Annotated in this window: 5 protein-coding genes and 1 pseudogene; 5 read left to right on the top strand and 1 reads right to left on the bottom strand. The window is 42.9% G+C overall.

The features are described from left to right. Positions 1-463 (bottom strand): hypothetical protein (locus D5R40_RS30845; protein WP_134239650.1); only part of this gene is annotated, 463 nt, incomplete at its 3' end. A gap of 749 nt (positions 464-1212) precedes the next feature. Here D5R40_RS30845 and D5R40_RS30840 point away from each other — a divergent pair. From D5R40_RS30840 to D5R40_RS30820, 5 genes and pseudogenes are all read left to right on the top strand, one after another. Further along, entirely contained in the window at positions 1213-1407 is a 195-nt protein-coding gene (locus D5R40_RS30840) for a DUF177 domain-containing protein (protein WP_124155714.1), read from the top strand. Positions 1408-1453: 46 nt separating this feature from the next. After that, positions 1454-1624, top strand: coding sequence for a 50S ribosomal protein L32 (gene rpmF, locus D5R40_RS43115; RefSeq protein WP_205127763.1), 171 nt, complete (start codon positions 1454-1456; stop codon positions 1622-1624). Positions 1625-1793: 169 nt separating this feature from the next. Continuing rightward, positions 1794-2123 carry a Rid family detoxifying hydrolase gene (locus D5R40_RS30830; protein ID WP_339379503.1) on the top strand — a complete coding sequence of 110 codons (330 nt, stop codon included), beginning with the start codon at positions 1794-1796 and terminating at the stop codon, positions 2121-2123. Between the two features lie 150 nt (positions 2124-2273). Continuing rightward, positions 2274-2986, top strand: a pseudogene (gene trpS / locus D5R40_RS43110) (tryptophan--tRNA ligase). A 429-nt stretch (positions 2987-3415) separates the two neighbouring features. Beyond that, the gene (locus tag D5R40_RS30820; RefSeq protein ID WP_124155713.1) at positions 3416-3673 is read left to right on the top strand and encodes a hypothetical protein; all 258 of its coding nucleotides are present in this window, start codon (positions 3416-3418) and stop codon (positions 3671-3673) included. The last annotated feature ends 381 nt before the right edge of the window (positions 3674-4054 follow it).

Raw genomic sequence — 4054 nt, 5'->3', positions numbered from 1 at the left:
CTAATTGATCATGACTATTATCAGCAGTAAAGTTGGGGCCACCGGGGAAATCACACTCAAGCCCTCCACTTCCTCCAATATCGATCGATATATCTACACAATCGTTAGCACTAATATCTATAGGATTAGTGATGAATTCATTGGCATTATCTCCGCCACCACCCGTGCAATTGAAGCCTTCCATGTCGTTAATTCGAAACTCCCCGCCTTGCACTCCCCAAAAATTGTTGCCCATATTCACATCGGCATCATCACAATCGTTGAAATTAGTGCTCCACATGGCAGTATTCTGGGTTCCATCAGGGTAGGTGCTGAAGTTCTCCTGCCAGACAATTTGACCAGATAGGCAGGAAGGACCAAAGATGAAGCTTCCCAGCAATAAGATTTTTCCAATTCGTGACGCGTAGCTTTGTATGGTGTTGTGAGCGTTCGTTCTCATCTGTAAAAAGGTGTTGGATAGCATGTTCAAATAATCGAAAAATGCAAATAACTAAACCAACCATAAAGAGGCGTAAGTATGGGTAGTATTGATCCAATTGAAGTGCTGAGGGATAGTCGGCTAGGTTTATTTCCAATTCAGATTACCTGCAGATGGATACTTAGTATTGTTCGGTATCATAGCATTCTGGCAAGTGATCCTGCTGTTCTAAAACAGATGCAAATGTAAGGCTTTAAACGGTTTATTCTGGGACTATGGTGTTAAGCGGCAATTAAAAAATTGGTCCATCTGTGAGAATATAGATTTTCAGGCCGCCGCGCATAAAAATACTCGTTTTAAAGGTCGCATATTGTTCAAAAAAAAACTATCTTTGCGGTCCGTTTGATCCGAACGCTTTGTAAAATCTCCGAATGAGGAGTTTCATTAATTGATAAATTACTAGCAATGAATCCGCTAGTACCTTTGTAATCCCATCCGAGGTTTATTTCCCGGACTGCATGATTACACTTTTGAAATAGATGCTTCTTTTTTGAGCAATTTGAAAATGCTCCTGTTCAGGATGGTGATGTGGAGGTGCGCTTAGAATTGAATAAGCAATCCGATATGTATGTCCTTCATTTTGATTTTGAAGGTACAGTCAAGACGGATTGTGATCGATGTCTGGCTCCCATAGACCTTCATTGAAGGCGCAGAACGATTGTTGGTTAAGTATTCCTTAGAAGAAACTTCGGAAGAAGCAGAAGTGATCTTCATACACCCAGAAAACACCCAAATTGGATGTTTCCAAGTATGTGTATGAATTCATCTGCTTGGCTATTCCGATGATTAAAACCTACGATTGTCAAGCCGAGGATGAAAGACCCTGCGATGATAAAATGCTAGGGTACTTGGAGACCCAAAATGAAGAGGAACAACAGGATAATCCCATTTGGGACGCCCCTCAAGAAGCTGAAAGAGAAGTAGACTAGGTCAAACTATTAACTAACTTATTGAGAATCATTAAATCACTGTATAATGGCACATCCCAAGAGTAGAATTTCGAAGCAGCGTAAGCACAAGCGTAGAACGCATAAGAAGGCAGCTACTCCGCAAGTAGCCACTTGTTCTACTACCGCGAAAAGCATATCTATCACCGCGCATACTATGATGCTGAAGGCAACATGTACTACCGTGGTAAGATATTAGTGAAAGCCGAGTTCGAAGATTAAGATCTTTCTCAAAGATATACACAGTAAGCTCCCATCCGAACAGAATAGATGTGGGGCTTTTTGTGTTTTAATTGTCAGCTTTAACCCTAATCGACTTTGGCCCTTCTAATCATGAGGTCAAAGCCATTCATACCTGAACCAATAACCTGCATGAAAAAATTATCACTACCTCAAATGCACCTGCTCCCGTAGGTCCCTACAATCAAGCCATCATTCATGGCGATACACTTTACGCTTCTGGACAAATAGCCCTTGATCCGGCTTCTGGGGAGCTCGTTAATGATAACATTGAAGCGGAAACGCACCAAGTCATGAAGAATATTCAAGCTATCTTGGAAGAAGCGGGCTTGACCTTCGAAGATGTTATTAAATGCAGTGTCTTTGTAAGTGATATGCATCAATATAGCCGCATTAATGCCGTATACGCAGAGTACTTCAATGAAGCAACGGCACCAGCCAGGGAGTTGGTCGAGTAGCAAACCTGCCTAAGTTCGTCAATATTGAGATTTCTGTGATCGCTGGCTTCGGCTTGAACGATTAATAGCTACAGAGATATATTCCAGACCTGGAACCAATTACAGTATAGATTCAGTTAAGCATTACGAACGAGGAATTAATAACAACTAATGGAAAAAAAGACGGTACTTTCTTGTATTCAGCCCACCGGTAATCTACATTTTGGAAGATATTTTGGCGCTATTGCCAACTGGGTTAAACTGCAGGAAGAATACGATTGCTTTTACGGGATCGTGGACTATCACGCCATGACTATGCCTTTCTCTCCTAAGAAATTGCGAGAAAATGTGTGGGATTTGGCCTTTAACCTATTAGCCTGCGGCTTAAAGAAAGAACATGTCTTTATCCAATCCCTAATTCCTGAACACGCTGAATTGGCTGGATCCTCAATTGCTTTGCCTCCTACGGACAATTGACGCGGATGACGCAGTTCAAAGATAAGAGTGCGCAAAGTCAAGAGAAGAGTGGTGAAGGATTTATCTCTGCTGGTTTGTTCGGTTATCCTGTACTACAGGCTGCTGACATCCTGATTTATCAAGCAAGCTACGTTCCCGTCGGAAAAGATCAGGAGCAACACCTCGAATTATCCAGAAACATTGCGACTCGTTTTAATCACTTGATGGGCAAAGAGTTTTTTGTTTGCCCTGAACCGCTATATACGGAGATCCCAAAGGTGATGTCCACGGCAGATCCTAACCGGAAAATGAGTGCTAGTTTAGGCGAAAAGCACAACATCGACCTATTTGCGGACGAAGCACGTATCCGCAAGCAGATTCGCTCCGCCGGTAACAGATACGGGAGAATACACCTGCTGGAGAAATGAGCCCGGGCGTAGAAAACCTTTTCAGCCTATTGAAAGCCTCCAATCATCAGGAAGCTCACGATAGTTTGATGGAGGATTACAACAAAGGTGAGCTGAAGTACGTAGACCTAAAGCGGCGGTAGCAGATGCGCTAGTATCCGTAAGCGCGCCGATTAGAGCCAAAAAGCAAGAATTGCTCAGTAATAAGAAAGAAGTAAAGAATCAGATAAAGGCCTCCTCTGCCGAAATTCGAAAGCGCGCCCAACAAACCGTGAAGGAAGTAAAAGAATTGACCGGATTACTAAATGTTCGGTTTTTAACTTGGAGTATGATTAAATAAGTTAAGTTGTCACGGATCACCAGAAGTCTAAGAAAATATAGGGTTTACCATAAGTACTTTGGCCTGAGTTTGCCATCTTACTCCTGATCAGTGCTTGACGGGTATTTTCTTTGGCTTGGAAAAAGGATGTCGATTGGATCCAACCACCGACGCAGAAGGGGGAAAGCAAATCCTTGGCAGATTGGAAACCCGTCTCTGAATTAGCGGATTTGGCTCAAGCCGCTTTTGTTGCTAGCCATCCGGAGTTGGGAGAAAATGCCATTGATCGCATAGATGTACGCCCTTCCAAGGGCATTGCCAAAGTCTTATTTGAAAGGGCTGGTGGGAAGTGCAGATTGACGGAACTAGTGGAGAAATCTTATCCATAGCTAAGCGGCACTCCGACTGGATTGAGAAACTTCACGATGGCTCTATTGTTTCCGATGGATTTAAGTTGATCACTATGAATGGCCTTGGAATAGGTTTGATTATTCTGATGATCACGGGAATCTGGCTCTGGTACGGCCCGCGACTTTTTCGAAAATGGAAACGTCGGCGAAGCCATTCCTAGTCAAACCTATTGGGCCAGAAACAATCACTTTGAAAGCGCTAAGATCTTTTTCATTCACACTGTTTTGTAATTGTTTGGTATATGATCAAGCTTTCGACCTACCTTAGCCGTTTTGAACTCAGTCCACTTTATGACCCCTCCATCTCACCCTGGCATTTACTGCAAAAACTTCCTGATTTACTCCGCCAATTGCAGGAGC

The organism is Okeania hirsuta, from assembly GCF_003838195.1.
In the GTDB taxonomy this organism is placed as follows: domain Bacteria; phylum Cyanobacteriota; class Cyanobacteriia; order Cyanobacteriales; family Microcoleaceae; genus Okeania; species Okeania hirsuta.
Note: the sequence above shows the minus strand (reverse complement) of the source record. Positions and strands in the feature narration are given on the sequence as shown.

What these genes read in the sequence shown, in the direction of transcription:
- rpmF (WP_205127763.1), top strand. Translation starts at nt 1,454, where the DNA reads ATGGCACATCCCAAGAGTAGAATTTCGAAGCAGCGTAAGCACAAGCGT.